The 17,506-nt window shown below is 72.2% G+C and carries 12 protein-coding genes; 9 read left to right on the forward strand and 3 right to left on the reverse strand.

Going from position 1 to position 17,506, the window contains the following annotated elements; all coding sequences use genetic code 11:
* Positions 1–36: 36 nt before the first annotated feature.
* Entirely contained in the window at positions 37–837 is an 801-nt protein-coding gene (locus tag KALB_RS16875) for a crotonase/enoyl-CoA hydratase family protein (RefSeq protein ID WP_025356892.1), read from the reverse strand.
* A 52-nt stretch (positions 838–889) separates the two neighbouring features.
* Here KALB_RS16875 and KALB_RS16880 point away from each other — a divergent pair, with 52 nt between their 5' ends.
* The 8 genes from KALB_RS16880 to KALB_RS16915 all read left to right on the forward strand — a co-directional run bounded on the left by KALB_RS16880 (position 890) and on the right by KALB_RS16915 (position 14,880).
* Positions 890–2,530, forward strand: a complete 1,641-nt coding sequence (locus KALB_RS16880) for an acyl-CoA synthetase (protein WP_025356893.1) — start codon at positions 890–892, stop codon at positions 2,528–2,530.
* Entirely contained in the window at positions 2,511–3,611 is a 1,101-nt protein-coding gene (locus KALB_RS16885) for an NAD(P)H-dependent flavin oxidoreductase (protein ID WP_025356894.1), read from the forward strand. The genes KALB_RS16880 and KALB_RS16885 overlap by 20 nt, the downstream gene beginning before the upstream one ends.
* A gap of 309 nt (positions 3,612–3,920) precedes the next feature.
* Positions 3,921–5,735, forward strand: coding sequence for a multicopper oxidase family protein (locus tag KALB_RS16890; protein ID WP_025356895.1), 1,815 nt, complete (start codon positions 3,921–3,923; stop codon positions 5,733–5,735).
* Between the two features lie 237 nt (positions 5,736–5,972).
* Positions 5,973–7,499 (forward strand): flavin monoamine oxidase family protein, encoded by a 1,527-nt coding sequence (locus KALB_RS16895; RefSeq protein WP_030107762.1) that lies wholly within the window; start codon positions 5,973–5,975, stop codon positions 7,497–7,499.
* A gap of 61 nt (positions 7,500–7,560) precedes the next feature.
* Complete coding sequence (locus KALB_RS49205; protein WP_025356897.1) at positions 7,561–10,812, forward strand: ferritin-like domain-containing protein; 3,252 nt, start codon at positions 7,561–7,563, stop codon at positions 10,810–10,812.
* Positions 10,809–12,425, forward strand: coding sequence for an FAD-dependent monooxygenase (locus KALB_RS16905; protein WP_025356898.1), 1,617 nt, complete (start codon positions 10,809–10,811; stop codon positions 12,423–12,425). The genes KALB_RS49205 and KALB_RS16905 overlap by 4 nt, the downstream gene beginning before the upstream one ends.
* Positions 12,422–13,666, forward strand: coding sequence for a cytochrome P450 (locus tag KALB_RS16910; RefSeq protein WP_025356899.1), 1,245 nt, complete (start codon positions 12,422–12,424; stop codon positions 13,664–13,666). The genes KALB_RS16905 and KALB_RS16910 overlap by 4 nt, the downstream gene beginning before the upstream one ends.
* The gene (locus KALB_RS16915) at positions 13,663–14,880 is read left to right on the forward strand and encodes a cytochrome P450 (protein WP_025356900.1); all 1,218 of its coding nucleotides are present in this window, start codon (positions 13,663–13,665) and stop codon (positions 14,878–14,880) included. Before KALB_RS16910 ends, KALB_RS16915 begins: the two co-directional genes overlap by 4 nt.
* Here KALB_RS16915 and KALB_RS16920 read toward each other — a convergent pair.
* Both KALB_RS16920 and KALB_RS16925 read right to left on the reverse strand, forming a co-directional pair.
* A complete protein-coding gene (locus tag KALB_RS16920) occupies positions 14,867–15,961 on the reverse strand; it encodes an acyl-CoA dehydrogenase family protein (RefSeq protein WP_025356901.1) in 1,095 nt (364 codons plus the stop codon). The genes KALB_RS16915 and KALB_RS16920 overlap by 14 nt on opposite strands.
* A gap of 10 nt (positions 15,962–15,971) precedes the next feature.
* Complete coding sequence (locus KALB_RS16925; RefSeq protein ID WP_025356902.1) at positions 15,972–17,153, reverse strand: acyl-CoA dehydrogenase family protein; 1,182 nt, start codon at positions 17,151–17,153, stop codon at positions 15,972–15,974.
* A 103-nt stretch (positions 17,154–17,256) separates the two neighbouring features.
* On the opposite strand from KALB_RS16925, the gene KALB_RS16930 reads away from it, so the two are divergent.
* On the forward strand, positions 17,257–17,448 hold the full coding sequence (locus tag KALB_RS16930; RefSeq protein ID WP_025356903.1) for a ferredoxin: 192 nt from the start codon (positions 17,257–17,259) through the stop codon (positions 17,446–17,448).
* Positions 17,449–17,506: the final 58 nt, after the last annotated feature.

A 17,506-nucleotide genomic window follows, 5' to 3' on the forward strand; every position in this document is an offset into this window, starting at 1 on the left:
CCCCGGGCCGCGTCACCGGTCACATCACCGGCCGCGTCACCGGCCGCGGAACTCCGGTTTGCGCTTTTGTGCGAACGCGGCCGGTCCCTCCTTGGCGTCCTCACTGCGGAACACCGCCGTGCCCAGCTCGGCCTCCAGCCGGAACGCCTCGTTCTCCGGCATGCCCTCGGTCTCCCGCATCGTGCGCAGGATCGCCCGCACGGCAAGGGGGCCGTTCGCGGCGATCTGCTCGGCCAGCTCCAGCGCCCGGTCCAGGGCCTGCCCGTCGGGCACCACGTGGCCGATCAGCCCGAACCGCAGCGCCTCCTCGGCGGTGATGTGCCGCCCGGTCAGCAGCAGGTCGGCCGCCACGGTGTACGGGACCTGACGCGGCAGGCGGACCGCCGACCCGCCGAGCGGGAACAGCCCCCAGCGGGCCTCGGACACCCCGAACCGCGCGCTCTGCCCGGCGACCCGGATGTCGGTGGCCTGAAGTATCTCCGTACCGCCCGCGATGGCCGCTCCCTCCACCGCGGCGATCAGCGGTTTGCTCAGCCGCCGCCCCTTGAGCAGCGGCTCGATCACCGACAGGTCCCAGCCGCCCTGCCGGAACGAGTCCCCGGGATGGCTGTGCGCCATGGCCTTCAGGTCCGCGCCCGCGCAGAACGTGCCGCCCGCCCCGGTCAGCACGCAGGCCCGGATCGACTCCTCGGCGTCCACCCGGTCCCAGGCCTCACGCATGATCGCCATCATCGGCCCGGACAGCGCGTTGCGCGCCCCCGGCCGGTTCATCGTCACCACCAGCACGTGCCCGCGCTGCTCCACCAGGCAGTGCGGTGCCTCCTGCGTCGCCGTCATGCAAGCCTCCCAGGGGATTGCCCAAAACGGTAACACGTTCTAGTTTGCAGATGTGGCCCTCAACATAGCCGATCTCGTCGAGCACGCAGTCGATCTCGTCCCCGAGCGCGTCGCCGTCGTCTGCGGCGAGCGCCACGTCACCTACGCGCAGCTGGAGTCGCGTGCGAACCGGCTCGCCCACCACCTGGCCGCGCACGGAGTCGTGCCGGGCTCGCACGTGGGCGTCTACTCGCGCAACTCCGTGGAGATGCTGGAAACCATGCTCGCCGCGTACAAGCTGCGCGCGGTGGCCATCAACATCAACTACCGGTACCTGCACGCCGAGTTGCGCTACGTCTGCGACAACTCGGACCTGGTCGCGCTGGTGCACCAACGGCGGTACGCGCCGCTGGTCGCCGAGGTGCTGCCCGAGGTGGACTCGATCCGGCACGTGGTCGTGGTCGAGGACGGCTCGGCGGAGCCGGTCACCTACCCGGCGACGGAGTACGAGGCCGCGCTGGCGGAGTCCGCTCCGGAGCGCGACTTCCCCGAGCGAAGCCCGGACGACGTCTACATCCTCTACACCGGGGGCACGACCGGTCACCCCAAGGGCGTGCTGTGGCGCCAGGAGGACGTGTGGCGCGTGCTCGGCGGCGGCATCGACTTCGTGACGGGGGTTCCGGTCGCCGACGAGTGGCAGCAGGCCAGGCAGGGCAAGGACTTCGGCCTGGTCCGGCTGTGCGCCGCGCCGATGATCCACGGCGCCGCGCAGTGGGCCGCGCTGGGTGCGCTGTTCACTGGGAGCACGGTCGTGCTGGTGGCGCAGTTCGACGCGGCGCAGGTGTGGCAGGCGGTGCAGCGGCACCGGGTCAACGTGCTCGCCATCGTCGGCGACGCCATGGCCCGCCCCCTGATCGAGTCCTATCGGGACGGTCAGTGGGACGCCTCCTCGGTGGTCGCGATCTCCAGCAGCGCGGCCCTGTTCTCCCAGGCGGTCAAGGACCAGTACCTGGCCACCTTCCCCAACGTGGTGATCACCGACGCCATCGGCTCGTCTGAAACAGGTTTCACCGGCATCGGCGTGGTCGCGCAGGGGCAGGAACACCGCGGTGGACCGCGCGTGAAGGCGGACCCGGACAGCATCGTGCTCGGCGAGGACGGCACGCCCGTTGGCCCCGGCGTGGTCGGGCGACTGGCCCGCGGCGGACACGTCCCACTGGGCTACTACAAGGACCCGGCCAAGACCGCTGAGCTGTTCACCGAGGTCGATGGCAAGCGCTACGCGGTGCCGGGGGACTTCGCCCGGCTGGAGCAGGACGGCACGGTGACCCTGCTGGGGCGGGGCAACATGTGCGTGAACACGGCGGGGGAGAAGGTGTTCCCCGAGGAGGTCGAGGGTGTGCTCAAGTCGCATCCCCACGTGTTCGACGCCCTGGTGCTCGGTGTGCCGGACGAGCGGCTCGGCCAGCGTGTGGCCGCGGTCGTGCAGCCCCGCCCCGGTCGTACTGTCTCACTGTCCGATTTGGACGCACATGTGCGTGGCCGGATCGCGGGCTACAAGGTGCCGCGCAGCCTGTGGCTGGTCGACTCGGTGAGCCGCCTGCCCAGCGGCAAGCCGGACTACCGCTGGGCGCGAAGGCACGTGGAGGAGCACGAGCCCGCGGTGCGCTACGAGGTGACGGCGGGTGAGGCCCATGCGCACCGAGCTGTGTGAGCGGTTCGGCATCGAGCACCCGATCTTCGGGTTCACGCCCTCCGAGCACGTGGCCGCCGCGATCAGCCGTGTCGGCGGCCTGGGTGTGCTGGGCTGCGTGCGGTTCAACGAGGCCGCCGAGCTGGACGAGGTCCTGCACTGGATGGACGCCAACACCGGGGGCAGGCCCTACGGCGTGGATATCGTGATGCCCGCGAGCGTTCCCACTGAGGGTGCGGCGGTCGACCTGGACGCGCTGATCCCCGCCGGGCACCGCGAGTTCGTGGACCGCACCCTCGAACGCCTCGGCGTGCCGCCGCTGCCCGAGGACGACCGGCGTGACGGCGTGCTGGGCTGGCTGCACTCCGTGGCGCGGTCCCACGTGGACGTCGCGCTGGCCCACCCGGTGCGACTGATCGCCAACGCCCTGGGCTCGCCGCCCCGGGATGTGACCGAGCGTGCGCACGAGCGGGGTGTGCCGGTGGCGGCCCTGGCCGGTACCGCCGAGCACGCGCGGCGGCACGTCGCCAACGGGGTGGACCTGGTCGTGGCCCAGGGCTACGAGGCGGGCGGGCACACCGGGGAGGTCGCCAGCATGGTGCTGGTGCCGGAGGTGGTCGACGCGGTCGGCGGGCAGGTGCCCGTGCTCGCGGCCGGGGGCATCGGCAGCGGGCGGCAGATCGCCGCGGCGCTGGCGCTGGGCGCGGACGCGGTGTGGATGGGATCGTGCTGGCTCACCACCGCCGAGTACTCACTGTCCACATCGGACTCGGCTACCCAGCGGGCGCTGCTCGCCGCCGGGTCCGGGGACACCGTGCGGTCCCGGGTCTACACGGGCAAGCCCGCGCGGCTGCTGCGCACCAGGTGGACCGAGGCGTGGAACGAGCCCGGCGCCCCCGAACCGCTGCCCATGCCCTTGCAGAACCTGTTGGTGGCGCGGGCGCACCAGCGCATCGCGCTCGCCGGTGACCCGGGGGTCGTGTCGATGCCGGTCGGACAGGTCGTGGGCCGGATGAACGAGGTGCTGCCCGTGGCCGAGGTCGTGCACCGGCTGCTCACCGAGTTGGCGGAAACCTTGGGCAGGCTGGGGGACCTGCGGTGACCGGTCCGCACCCCGCCACCGGGCGACTGCCAGGCTGAGGGTGGGAAGGCTGCCGCCACACGGGTTCCAGTAGTGGTCTCGACCATCCGGACGGCCCAGTCCCGGGCGCGCCTCGTCGCGCTGGGTGCGTGGTCCCGGGGACCCAATAGTGGTCAGCCGTATGACCTGATTGCTCGCTGGCGGCCAGTGCCGTGTGGCGACACAGTGGACGTGGCGCCCCCACCGGGTTCGCGCCGTGGAGCGGAGGACATCACCTGTGTCCGCCCGCCCCGTCACATCCTTCCCCTGTGCCCACAGTGAGGAGTCACCATGCGGGTCCCGTGTTCGCCTGCGGAGCTGGCCGGTCCGATCGACGAGCCACCCGTCCCGGAGCGGTGCGCCCCCCGCGGCAGCCTGACCCCCTATCTCGACCTGTTACCCGTGCCGCCCGTGCTGCGCCCCGACGGAGGGGTGCTCACGGTGCGGCTGCGGGCCAGTTGGCAGCGACTGCACTCGGAGCTGCCGCCCTCCGAGCTCTGGACCTTCGGCGGAAGCTTTCCCGGGCCGACCATCGAGGTGCGCCGGGGACAGCGGTTGTGGGTGGAGTGGCGCAACGAGATCAAGGGCACGCTCCCGGTGCTCGACGTGCGCACCACCGACCCCGAGGGACCGTCCAGGCCCGGCCACACCGAGCAGGACGAGGTGATCGCCGCGGCCTCCCTGCTGCGGTCGTGGACGGTGGTGCACCTGCACGGTGCCCGGACCAACGCCGCCAGCGACGGGTGGTCGTTCAACGCCGTGCACTCGGGCAACTCGCAGCTGGTGGAGTACGCCAACGACCAGCCCGCCACCGCGCTGTGGTACCACGACCACGCGATGGGCATCACCGCGCTCAACGTCATGGCGGGACTGGCCGGTGTGTACCTGATCCGCGACGGGGAGGAGGACGCGCTCGGACTTCCCCACGGGGACAGGGAAATCCCGCTGGTGATCTGCGACCGGAACCTGGCCACCACCCCGGAGGGCGAACTCACCGGCCGCCTGATGCGCAAGCTCTACCGCGACCCCTCCGGCGAGTACCCGTTCACCGGCCCGTTCACCCTCGTCAACGGCAGGATCTGGCCCTACTGCGAGGTCACACCGCAGTGGTACCGGTTCCGGCTGCTCAACGCGTCGAACTCCCGGTTCTACCGGCTGCGCCTGGCCGACGAGTCCGGCGCGGTGTTCGAGCCGGGGGTGCTGCGGCAGGTTGTCAAGCAGATCGGCACCGACAGCGGCCTGCTGCCCGAGCCGGTGGAACTGCCCGAGGGTGGGCTCGTGCTCGCCCCGGCCGAGCGCGCCGACCTGCTGGTGGACTTCAGTCAGTTCGAGGGCGGATCCGTGCAACTGCTCAACGACGCGCCGGACGCCGCGGCCAGCCCGCAGGTCATGCGGTTCGACGTGACCCGCTTCGCGGGGGCGGAGGACTTCTGCCCGCCCAAGAAGCTGTCCGCCTCCTTCGTGCGGCTGACCCACGACACCCTGCCCACCTCGCACGCGCACCGGTGGGTGCTGCTGACCCCGCCCCAGCTGACCGGGGGCCCCATGATCTGGGAGATGGTGGAAGTCGATGAATCCTCGGTTACCCTGCCCCAGGACGGGGTGGTGCAGGTGCAGCTGCCGGGGCAGCCGCTGCGCACGCTCAAGCGGGTCGCCACCGCGTTCGAGGACACCGTCAACTACTTCGTCGTGCACGGCGGGTGGGAGCAGTGGAACCTGCTCAACCTCAGCGGCGCGGGCATGTCGTGCAGCCACCCGATGCACCTCCACCTGATGGCCTTCCAGGCGCTGAGCCGGGACAAGCTCACCGTCGACGCGTTCACCAGGATCGGCGACACCGGGTTCGGCACCCTGCCCGGACAGCCGATCACCCACGACAGCCCCGGTGTGCTGGATGCCAACGAGCAGGGCTGGAAGGACGTGATCAGGGTGGGGCCGGGCGAACTCATCCCGGTCGTGGGCCAGTTCGACGGTGGCACCGGTGAGTTCATGTACCACTGCCACATCCTGGAACACGAGGACGACATGATGATGCGCCCGTTCGTCGTGGTGCCCGCCGACGTGCTCGCGCTGCACCCCATGGGCGGGCACGGCGGCCACCACTGACAGACACCGCGACCGCGGCGGGTGATCACTGGTCCCCCCCGCCTGGTCCGCCCGCCCCCAGCGGTCGCGGGGGAACGGCCTGCCGCCGAGGCAGGCCGTTCCGTCACACCGGGGCCAGGTCAATGGCCTCCTCCCGGACTCCGGTCCCCGCAGCGGAAACTGGGCTGCGGGGCGCGGTGAACCGACCACCGTACGTGGCAGGCGCAGCGCGAGGGCTTGTCGTGACGGGGGTCAACGATGGTGAAGAGAATCGCCGCACAGCACAGGAGTCCGGTCCGGGGCACGGACGCACCGCTCTCGGCGAACGCGAAGCGGGTCACCGTGCTCGGCGCGGGCGTGGCGGGTCTGGTGGCCGCCCACGAGTTGGAGCGGCTCGGTCATCGGGTCGAGGTCCTGGAGGGCAGCGGCCGGATCGGTGGCCGGATCCACACGCACCGGTTCGCCGCGGGTCCACTCGTGGAACTGGGCGCCATGCGGGTACCGGCCGATCACCTGCGGACGATGCACTACATCGCCGAACTCGGTCTCGCCGACCAGGTCCGCGAGTTCAGGACCCTGTTCTCCGAGGACAACGCGTACTACGCAACCGATTCCGGTCCCGTGCGCCAGCGCGACGTGCCGCGCGTACTGCTCGAGGACTACCGGGCACTGCTGGCCGGTGCGGACTACCGCGAGGCAACCGTCCTGTTCGGTGCGCGGCTGCTGGCCGTCGGCGAGGCCATCGGGCCCGCGGAGTTCCGCAGGAGCCTGCGCGAGGAACTGGGCCGCGGTCTGCTCGACCTGGTCGACCAGGTCGATCCGGCCTGCTTCCTGCGTGGGCGGGACCAGGTCGACCTGCACGCCTTCTTCGCGGCGCACCCGGAGGCCAGGACCTGGTGCGGCGGAAGGCTTGCCCGGTTCATCGACGACGTGCTGAGCGAGACCAGCCCGCGACTGATCCGGCTCGAAGGCGGCATGGACCAGATCGTGCGCAGGCTCGGCGAGCGGGTCCGCGGCCCGATCACCTGCGGGCAGGAGGTCGTCGGCATCACGGTGCGCGAGCGGGACGTGCTGGTGGACCTGCGACTGTCCGACCAGGTCGTGACCCGGCGCTGCGACTACGTCCTGTGCACCATCCCGTTCGCCGTGCTGCGCAGGTTGCGGCTGCACGGCCTGAGCGAGAGCAAGATGGCCGCGATCCGGGGCGTGCGGTACTGGTCCGGCACCAAGATCGCCTTCCACTGCCGCGAGGCGTTCTGGGAGCAGGACGGCATCACCGGCGGCGCCTCGTTCACCGGCGGCCAGCTGCGGCAGACCTACTACCCGGCGGTGGAGGGCGATCCGGCCGAGGGCGCCGCACTGCTGGCCAGCTACACCATCGGGGAGGACGCCGACGTGCTCGGCCGCATGCCTTTCGCCGCAAGGCACGTGGCCGCGCTGCGGGAGTTGAGCATGACCCACCCCGAACTGCTCAGGCCGGGCATGGTCGTGGACGCGGTGAGCTCCGCCTGGGGCCAGTCCTGGTGGAGCGGCGGAGCGGGGGTGGCGCGCTGGGGCCAGGACGCCCTGTCCTGTGAGCAGGAGCGGATCGAGGCCGCCCGCCCGGAGAACCGGCTGTTCTTCGCGGGTGAGCACTGTTCCTCGACCGCGGCGTGGATCAACGGGGCGATCGAGTCGGCCGAGGAGGCCGTGCGCCGGATCCACCGGTACCAGCCCAGGCCGCACAGGATCGCTGTCTGCCCTACCGGGGTGCGCCCGTTGAACCCCGGCGAGGTGCGGTTATGAGCGAATCTTCCACCGCAGGGCCTGCGCGAAGCGCTGCGCCGAGCGTCAGCGAGGTGCGGTTATGAGCGTGTTCGACCTGCCCCGCCTGCACTTCGCCGGGGTGGCCACGGCGAACCTGCCCACCGGCACCCGCGGCGGCACGGTGGACCTGGCCACCAACACCGCGCTCACCGCCGACGGTCCCTTCGACCCGAGCCGTCCCGCCGAGGAGTACCACGAACACCTGGACAGCCTGGGGCCGCGGCTGGACGAGCTGGGGCAGCCGCGCGAGGACGGGCTGTTCAGCGCGGCCAAGGGCAGCAACTTCGGCGGCAGCGGCCATTTCTCGATCGATGCGAGGATCGTCAGCACCGAGCTCTCCCCGGGCGTGATCCGGCGGGACGACCCCCTGGTGGGGCGCAGCGTGGACATGTGGGGGCACTACAACCCGTACCTGGCGACCACCGCCAACCGCGCCCGGGTGTTCGACGTGGACCCCGCCTCGGCATGGACCACCACGCTGATGGTCGGCAGGTTCTGCTTCGGGCGGCTGGGCCGTTCACACGACGTGGGCTACGTGTTCGTCGGCGAGGTGCGCGGCATGCACGCACCGAGATGGCACAACCCCCTGCACGTCCGCGGCCTCGGCGGGCGGGACCACGCGCCGAGACTGGGCTGCTCCACCGTCTACCAGTTCGCGATCACCCAGGACGGGGGCATGGACTGGCTGGAGGGTGCCTCGGCCTCACCTGCCGCCAGCCTGCTGTGCGCCACGGTGGAGTCCGGGGGCGCGGGCGGTGTCGTGGTGCAGTTCGCCCTCGGCGCGGTCGCGGTGCCCACCCGGCCGGACGCACCGGAACGCAGAGTGCTGCGCGGCACCATCGCGCCCTGGTGGGAGGGCGAGCCCCGTGGCTACCCGGCAGGTCGCCTGCTCGTGCCCGTGCCCGGCGGGCACCCGCCCCCGTTGCACAACCTCACCGTCCGCGTGGAACCCGGCTGGGCCACCCTGAACGCCGTGACCGCGGTGCCCGTCACGGGTCACGGGGCGCAGCCGGTGGACCTGGGCGACCTGGAGCTGCGCACGGCGGGCTCCGACCGGCTCGTCGCCACGGTGCCGCGCGAGGCGTACCTCGGTGCCGGCCGCAGCCTCACCAGCGGGATCATCGCCGTGCCCACGGCCGACCCGCTGCCGCGCACCGAGGACCACGCGCTCCTGCTGGTCGGGGTCGACTGGGACGGCAGGCGCGTGGACCTGTTGCGGGAGCGGGAGATCCTCGTGCAGGCCGAGGAGGCGTGCCAGATCCTGGACCACCCGCGGGACAGCACCGACGCCGAGCAGGACGTGGAGGTCGAGCTCCGCTCCTTCGTCCGGGGCGAACCCGGACCGGTCGAGGTCGAGGTCCACCAGTTCTTCAACCCCCGTGCCCTGCCCCGCGAGCGGGCGGCGCGGTCGGCCACGGCCCGCAGCCTGGACGTGCAGATCGTGCGGGTGCGCACGGGCGGGGCTGGCGAATGGGCGGGGACCTGCACCGTGCGGACCGACGACCGGGGGTACGGGCGGTTGGCGATCCGTGGTGCCCGGGCGGGCACGACGCGGCTGCTGCTGGCGACCGGCGCCGGGGACCTGCCCTGCGATCCGGAGCAGCCCGGATCCGCGCGACTGGGCCACGACGAGCTGGACGCGCTCGGCCACTGGTCGGCGGCGGGCTCGATCGCGGTCCGGGTGCTGCCCGACGACTGGCGGCTGGCCGAGGTGCCGCAGCAGGAGGCCACCTTCGACCTGCTGTACCGGGAGGTCTTCGCGTTCTACGAACTGTTCCACCCGTTCATGAAGGAGGAGGTGTTCAGCCTGGCCGACCGGTTCCGGGTGAACACGCACGCGCGGTTGATCTGGCAGATGTGCGACCCGCGCAACAAGTCCAAGACCTACTACATGCCGCCGACGCGGGACCTGTCGCAGCCCAAGGCCATGCTGCTGCTGAAGTTCCTGCGCGCGCAGTCCGGCGCGGGCGAGGTGCCCGCCCTCGTACCCGGCGGGACGCGGCCGGACTGGGAGATCACCACCCGCGGCGACCTGGTGCTCGCACTGCGGCAGGCGGTCACGATCGAACTCGCGGTGCTGTTGCAGTACCTCTACGCGGCGTTCTCCGTGCCGACCCCGGCCGCCGCAAGGGCCTACCACGAGCGCGGCGAGTGGACCGCCGACCGGGTCCGGCTGGCCTGCGGTGCCGAGGGCGAGGCGTTGCCGGGCGGTCTGCGCGGCGGCCTGTTCGCGGTGGCCCGTGAGGAGATGACGCACTTCCTGCTGGTCAACAACGTGCTCATGGCCATCGGTGAACCGTTCTACGTGCCCAGGGTGGACTTCGGCACGATCAACGCCCGGCTGGCCGTACCACTGGACTTCGCGCTGGAGCCGCTGGGGCTGGGGGCCCTGGAGCGGTTCGCGGCGATCGAGCGGCCCGAGTCCCTGGTGGGCGAGATCAGCGGCGCCGAACGGCACGAGCCCGCGCGCAGCCACCTCTACGGCTCGCTGAGCGAGCTCTACGCGGCTATCCGCGCCGGGCTGCAACGGGTGCCCGAGCTGTTCATGGTGGACCACGGGCGCGGCGGCGGGGAGCACCACCTGTTCCTGCGGGAGTCGATCAACGCCGTGCACCCGGACTACCAGTTGGAGGTCGATGACCTGAGCAGCGCGCTGTTCGCCATCGACGTGGTCACCGAACAGGGCGAGGGCGGGGTGCTCGGCCCCGCGGGCCCCGGCAGCGGCTCGCACTTCGAGGTGTTCCTTGGCATGTCCCGGGAGTTGGCCGCGGAACAGGTGCGCGGGCGCGACGGGCGGTTGCTGCCATGGAGCCCGGCCTACCCCACGGTGCGCAATCCCACGCTGCACGAGGGAGATCCGGCCAAGGACCTGGTCACCGACCCCGGGGCGCGGGAGCTCATGCGGCTGTTCAACCGGTCCTACTTCATGCAGTTGCAGCTGATGGTCCAGCACTTCAACCAGGTGCCCGACAGCAGCCTGCGGCGTTCGGAGCTGATGAACATGGCGATCGAGGTGATGACCGGCGTCATGCGGCCGCTGGCCGAGGTGCTGGTGATGGTCCCCTCGGGCAGGCGGGGCAGGACCGCGGGGCCGTCCTTCGAACTGGAGTCGGTGCCCGCGTACCTGCCGCGACCCGACGTGGCCGCGCGCGCCATCGCGCTGCGCTTCGCCCACCTGGCCGCCGCGGCGCGCCGGTGCTTCCTGGCGCCCGTCGGTGTGGTGGACACGCTGGAGTTCCTGTCCGGCGTCTTCACCGCCGAGCGGGGCGTCCCGCCGAGGAGGGCGAAGTGAGCGCGCACCACTGCGAGACCGACGTGCTGATCGTGGGCGCGGGGCCGGTCGGCCTGTCGCTGGCCATGGACCTGCGCTACCGGGGAGTGGACTTCCTGCTCGCCGAGGCGGGGGACGGCACGGTGGCCCACCCGAAGGTCAGCACCATCGGCCCGCGTTCCATGGAGCTGTTCCGCAGGTGGGGAGTTGCCGAGAAGATCCGCGACGCGGGCTGGCCCGGCGACCACCCGCTCGACGCCGCGTGGGTCACCAGGGTCGGCGGGCACGAGCTGTTCCGGCTCGCCCTGGGCACCGCCGACAGCCGCTCGCTGCCCGAGCACACCCCCGAGTCCAACCAGATATGCCCGGCGCACTGGCTGACCCCGCTGCTGATGCGCGAGGTCGGCGTGCACCCGGAGGGCCCGGTGCGCACGGAGTGCACGCTGGAGGACTTCAGCCAGTGTGAGGACGGCGTGCTGGCCGTGCTCAGGGAGGGCCTCGACGGCAAGCCCCTGCTGGTGCGGGCCCGGTACCTGGTGGCCTGCGACGGCTCCTCCTCGCAGGTGCGCAAGGCGTGCGGGATCGACGCGCCCGCCCGGCACGAGAGCCGCCTGTTCCGCAACATCCTCTTCCGCGCACCGAAGCTGCGCGACCAGCTCGGCGAGCGCAACGCCCTGGTGCACTTCCTGATGCTCTCCGCCACCCTGCGCTTCCCGATGCGGGCCGTGGACGGGTGCGAGCTGTACAACCTGGTCGTCGGGGCGGACGGCGGTGCCGGTGCCGAAATGGACGCGCTGTCCCTTGTCTCCCAAGCAATCGCGCTGCCGACCCCGGTGGAGGTGTTGTCCGACAGTCCCTGGCGGCTGACCCACCGGGTCGCCGACCGGTTCCGGCAGGGGCGGGTGTTCCTCGTGGGGGACGCGGCGCACACGCTCTCGCTCTCGGGCGGTTTCGGCATGAGCACCGGGATCTGTGGGGCGGCGGACCTGGGCTGGAAACTGGCCGCCGAGCTGGCGGGCTGGGCTGGGTCGGCCCTGCTGGACAGCTACGAGCAGGAGCGCAGGCCGGTCGCGCTGGCGAGCCTGGAGGAGGCGAACGGCAACCTGCTGCGCACGGTGCGCAGGCCGCTGTCGCCGCAGTTGCACCAGGAGTCCGCGGCGGGGGAACGGGCCCGCGCCGAGATGTCCCGGCACCTGGCCGAGTCGGACCTGCGCCGCGAGTTCGACGCCCCGCAGGTGCACTTCGGGGCCCAGTACCGCTCCCCGATCGTGCAAGTCGATCCCGCCGCGCCCGCCGGGGGCGACCAGCCGTGGCGGCAGAGCGCGGCCCCGGGGTCGCGCGCCCCGCACGCGTGGCTGCGGGGTGGAGTGTCCACATTGGACTTGTTCGGGCCCGACTTCGTCATGCTGTGCCGCACCGAACCCGAACGGCGCTGGCAGTTGGAGCACGCCTTCGCCCAGCGTGGTGTGCCGCTGACCACCGCGGTGTGCCCGGCGCCCGCCGTGACCCGCGTGTACGAACGCGCCCACGTGCTCGTCCGCCCGGACGGCCACGTCGCCTGGTGGGGCGACGAGCTGCCGCGCGACCTCGGGTGGCTGGCGGACAAGGTCCGCGGAGCGGGGGCCGGAGGATGAGGGCGACGGCGTTGGGGCGCGGGCTACCGGGCCGCTTCGACCCCCGGGCCTGGGGACAGGCCGAGATCGCCGACCCGTACCCGGAGTACCGGCGCTACCGGGAGGCGGACCCGGTGCACTTCACCCCGGAGGGGCCGAGCGGGCGCTGGTACCTCTTCGGCTACGAGGACGCGCTCGCGGTGCTGACCGATCAGCACGGCTTCGGCCGCCGCGCCAGTGCGGTGCACGCCGAGGACGTGGCGGCCACCGCGCTCGTGCCCGCGCAGTGCCCGACCCTGCGGTCACTGGTCGAGGACTGGCTGGTGTTCCAGGACCCGCCCCGGCACACCAGGCTGCGCTCACCGCTGGTGGGCAGGCTCTCCCCGCGCGTGGTCCTCGGGCTGCGCGAGCAGATCCGGGAGATCGCGCTCGACCTGGCCGCCGCCCTGCGCGGACGGCCGGTGGTGGACCTGGTCGGGGAGTTCGCCGCGCCGCTGCCGCTGCTGGTGATCGCCCAACTGCTCGGTGTGCCGGGGGAGCTGGTGGCCTGGTTCCGCCGCTGCGCCCTGGACCTGCAACAGGCGCGCGGCCCCGGCGCCGCGGCACGGGCCGAGGCGGCCGCGGTGGAGTTGGCCGCCTACTTCGGCAGCCAGGTGCGGGAGCGCCGCGGCCGGGACGCCCCCGATCTGATCACCCTCCTGGTGCGCGGCGGTGGGCAGGACGAACCGCTGACCGAGCACGAGATCGTGGCCACCTGCGTGCACCTGCTCACCGCGGGCCACGAGACGACCACGAACCTGATCAGCAAGTCGGTGCTGGCCCTGCTGCGCCACCCCGAGGCGCTCACCGCGCTGCGCGCCGACCCGGCGCTCATGCCCGGCACCGTGGAGGAGCTGATCCGCTACGACGGCCCGGTGCAGATGGTGCGGCGCTGGGCCTACCGGGACGCGGTGCTGCGCGGTCGGCGGATCCGCCGCGGTGAGGAGTTGATGCTCGTGCTGGGTTCGGCCAACCGCGATCCGGCCCGCTTCCCCGAGCCCGACGTGCTGCGCCTTGGCCGGGCGCCGGGCCGTCACCTCGGCTTCGGCTCCGGTATCCACCACTGCCTCGGCGCCGCACTGGCCCGGGTCGAGGCGGAGATCGGGCTCGGTGTGCTGCTGGCGGAGTTCTCCCGGATGGCACTGGCAGCCGAGCCGGTCCACTACGCACCGGACCTGGTCTTCCACGGCCCGGACCGCCTCCCGCTGGAGTTGGCGCCATGACCCCTGAAGCCCCATTTGTCGAGCTGTCCCTGGACCGCGGCGACGGCGACGACGATCTGCTCCCGGACCTGGTGGCACTGCGCGAGCACGGACCCGTGGTGCGAGTCCGCCAGGGGAGCGGTCACGCGTGGGTCGTGTCCGACCCGGACCTGGTCCGCGCGGTGCTGACCGATCCGCGGTTCAGCAAGGAGGGACGCCACGCGCCGCCGTGGTTCGTCGACGAGAGCGGACTGATCGGCTCCGCGGAGACCGCCGCCGCCTCGGACATCGTCACCAGCGAGGGCGAGGAGCACGCGCGGCTGCGCAAGCTGCACCTGCTCGCGTTCAGCCCGGCCCGAATCCGCGCGTGGTCGGCGACCGTCGAGGCGATCACCGGGCGGTTGCTGGACGCGGTGCAGAGCGCGGGCGGGCAGGAACCGGTGGACCTGGTCGCCGGGCTGGCCTACCCGCTGCCGCTGGAGATCATCTGCACTCTGCTGGGGCTGCCCGCCGACACCCGCCCCGTGCTGCGCGGGGCCAGTGAGAAGATCTTCTACGGCGGCGATGCCTCGGTGCGCGACGAGGGCAGGGAGCTGCTCTACCGCACGGTGGCGGAGGTGATCGACCGCCACCCGCACCGCCTGGCCACCGGGCTGATCACCGACCTGCTCGCGCTGACCCGCTCGGACCCGCCCCAGGCCACCCTCACCGAGGTCAAGGCGTGGGTGCCCAGCCTGGTGCTGCCCGGCCACGAGTCCACGGCCAGCCTGATCTCCGCGGCGCTGTACGAACTGCTCGCCGGTCCCACGCACCTCGGCGCCACACCCGAGTTCGTCGAGGCCGTCGTGGAGGAGGCCCTGCGACGGCACCCGCCGTTCCCCCTGGCCACCTGGCGGTTCGCCGCGCAGCACTGCACGCTGGCGGGCATCGACGTCCCGGTGGGCACGCCGGTGCTGGTCAATCTCGCCGCGGCCAACCACGACCCGCGCGTGCACCCGCGCCCCGAGCGGTTCCTGCCGGACCGGCCGGTCATCGACCACGTGACCTTCGGGCTCGGCAGCCACTACTGCGTCGGCGCCGGGCTCGCCCGGCTGGAGGCCCGCACCGCGCTGAAGGCCTTCCTGCGGCGGTTCCCCGAGGCCCGGCTGGCCGAACCCCCGGCAGCCGCCCGCTGGCAGACCGACCTGCTCAGCCGCCGCCTCATCGCACTGCCGGTGCTGCTCACGCCGGGCTAGCCGCGAGCGCGGCACCGATCCGGCGCAGTTGCGCCGTAGCACCGCCCAGGGCGAACTCGGTGCGCTTGGCGGCCACGAAGTAGCGGTGCAGCGGGTGGTCCAGGTCGATGCCCATGCCGCCGTGGACGTGCACGGCGGTGTGCGCGACCTGGTGCCCGGCCTCGGCGGCCCAGAACTTGGCGGTGGCCACCTCCGAGTCGGCTGGCAGCCCGGCGACCACGCGCCACGCGGCCTGCCACAGGGTGAGCCGGATCGCCTCGACGGCGACGTAGGCGTCAGCGAGGCGTTGCGACACGGCCTGGAAGCTGCCGATCGGCCGGTCGAACTGCACGCGGGTCCTGGCGTGCTCGGCGGTCAGCTCCAGGGCGCGTTCGGCCACACCGAGTTGCAGCGCGCACAGTCCGACCGTGCCCCGGGTCACCAGCCAGTCGGCGGACACCGCCAGCTCGCGGTCACGGGGCAGCGCGACAGTTGTCAGCTCCAGCCACGCCGCGCTGTCCCCGTCGACGATCTCCTGTCGTGCCAGGCGAACGCCCTCGTCCTCGGGCCGCACGAGGAAGACCTTCACCCCGTCCGGTGTGCTCGCGGGCACCAGGAACAGGTCGGCGACCGGCCCGGACGGCACGGTCGTCTTCGCCCCGGTCAGGCACCACCGATCCGCGACCAGTTCCGCTCGCGTCACGGGTTTGGCCGGGTCCTCGTTGTGCTCCTCGGACAGCGCCGCGGTGAGCACCAGGCCGCTGGGGGCCAGCCACCGCTCGCGCTGTTCGGGCGTGCCGAAGTGGGCGATCGCCGACGCGGCCTGCACCACGGAGCACAGGTACGGCACCGGCGCTACGTGCCGGCCGATCTCGACCAGCACGCTGCACTGCTCCAACAGGTCGAAGCCCGAGCCGCCCGCGGACTCGGGCAGGGCGGCGGAGAGCACGCCCGCCGAGCCGAGGACCGTCCACAGTGACCGGTCGAAGTGGTCGGTGCCGGACTCGACCGCCCGCAGGCGCTCCTGCGTCACGTGGTCGGCGAGGATGTCCCGGGTCAGCGCCGCCAGGTCCTGCTGCGCCTGGGTGAGCGAGAAGTCCACGTGCCAGCTCCTAACGCCGACCGACGGGCAGCCCGAGGCCGACCGCCGCGATGATGTCCCGCTGCACCTCGTTGGTGCCCCCGCCGAAGGTCAGGATCAACGAGGACCGGTGCATGCGCTCGATCTTGCCGTGCAGCACCGCCCCGTGAGACCCGCGTCTCACGCAGGCCGCGCTGCCCAGCACCTCCATCAGCAGGCGGTACGCCTCGGTGGCGAACTCGGTGCCGTACACCTTGGTGGCCGAGGCCTCGGCGGGGCTGGGTGCCTGCGCGACCGCCCAGGCGATCTTCCAGTTCACCAGCTTGAGGAACTCGACCTTGGCGTGCACCCGGGCCAGGTGCAGTCGCACCCACTCCTGGTCGATGATCCGCGTCCCGTCCGGGGACTTGGTGGCCTGCGCCCACTCGGTGACCTCGGCCAGCGCCAGTTGCACCGGGGCCGCGGAGGTCAGCGCAACGCGCTCGTGGTTGAGCTGGTTGGTGATCAGCGGCCAGCCGCGGTCCTGCTCGCCGACCAGTGCCGAGTGCGGCACCCGCACGTCCTGGTAGTAGGTGGCGCTGGTGCTGGGCCCCGCCACGGTGTGCACCGGGGTCCAGGAGAAGCCGGGCGCGTCGGTGGGCACGATCAGGATGCTCAACCCCTTGTGCTTGGGGGCGTCCTGGTCGGTGCGGCAGGCCAGCCACACGTAGTCGGCGTACTGGATCAGGCTGGTCCACATCTTCTGGCCGTTGATCAGGTAGCCGTGTTCGTCCCGCACCGCCCTGGTGCGCAGGCTCGCCAGGTCGGTGCCCGCGTCCGGCTCGGAGTAGCCGATGGCGAAGTGCAGTTCCCCGGCCGCGATCCTCGGCAGGAACTGCGCCCGCTGCTCCGGGGTGCCGTAGCGCATGATCGTCGGCCCGATGGTGTTCAGGGTCAGGAACGGCACCGGGGCGCCCGCGATGGCGGCCTCGTCCAGGAAGATCAGCTGTTCCAGCATGGACCGGTCCTGGCCGCCGTGCTCGCCCGGCCAGCCGATCACCAGCCAGCCGTCCCGGCCCATCTGGCGCACGAGTTCCTTGTAGACCACGCCGTCCCCGTACTCCCCGCCGCCTGAGGCCAGGGCCGCGCGCCGCTCGGGGGTCATCAGCTCGGCGAAGTAGGCCCGCAGGCGCTGGCGCAACCGCTCCTGCTGTGGGCTGTACGCGATGTGCACCCGACCTCCCGGCACGCCGGTGGAACACGTTCTCGCCACCATAGACCTCCCCGTTGAGGAAGAACAGGTTCTAGTTCTGCTCGGCGGGCGCTACCGTGGCGGCATGAGGGTTGTGGTCGACCGGGACGTGTGTGAGGGCAACGGGGTCTGCGAGGTTCTCGCCCCCGAGGTGTTCGAGCTGGATGCGGACGAGGTGCTGCACATCGCGCAACCCGGCGAGGACGGCGAGCTGCGCTCGCGGGTGGTCCGGGCGGTGGCGAACTGCCCGCGCAACGCGCTGCGGACCCTTGCCTGAAACGAGAACAGATTCTAGTGTGAGCCGGGTAGCTGTGGGGCGAGCTCGACGAGGAGTG

Source organism: Kutzneria viridogrisea DSM 43870, from assembly GCF_000525635.1.
Classification (GTDB): Bacteria; Actinomycetota; Actinomycetes; order Mycobacteriales; family Pseudonocardiaceae; genus Kutzneria; species Kutzneria viridogrisea.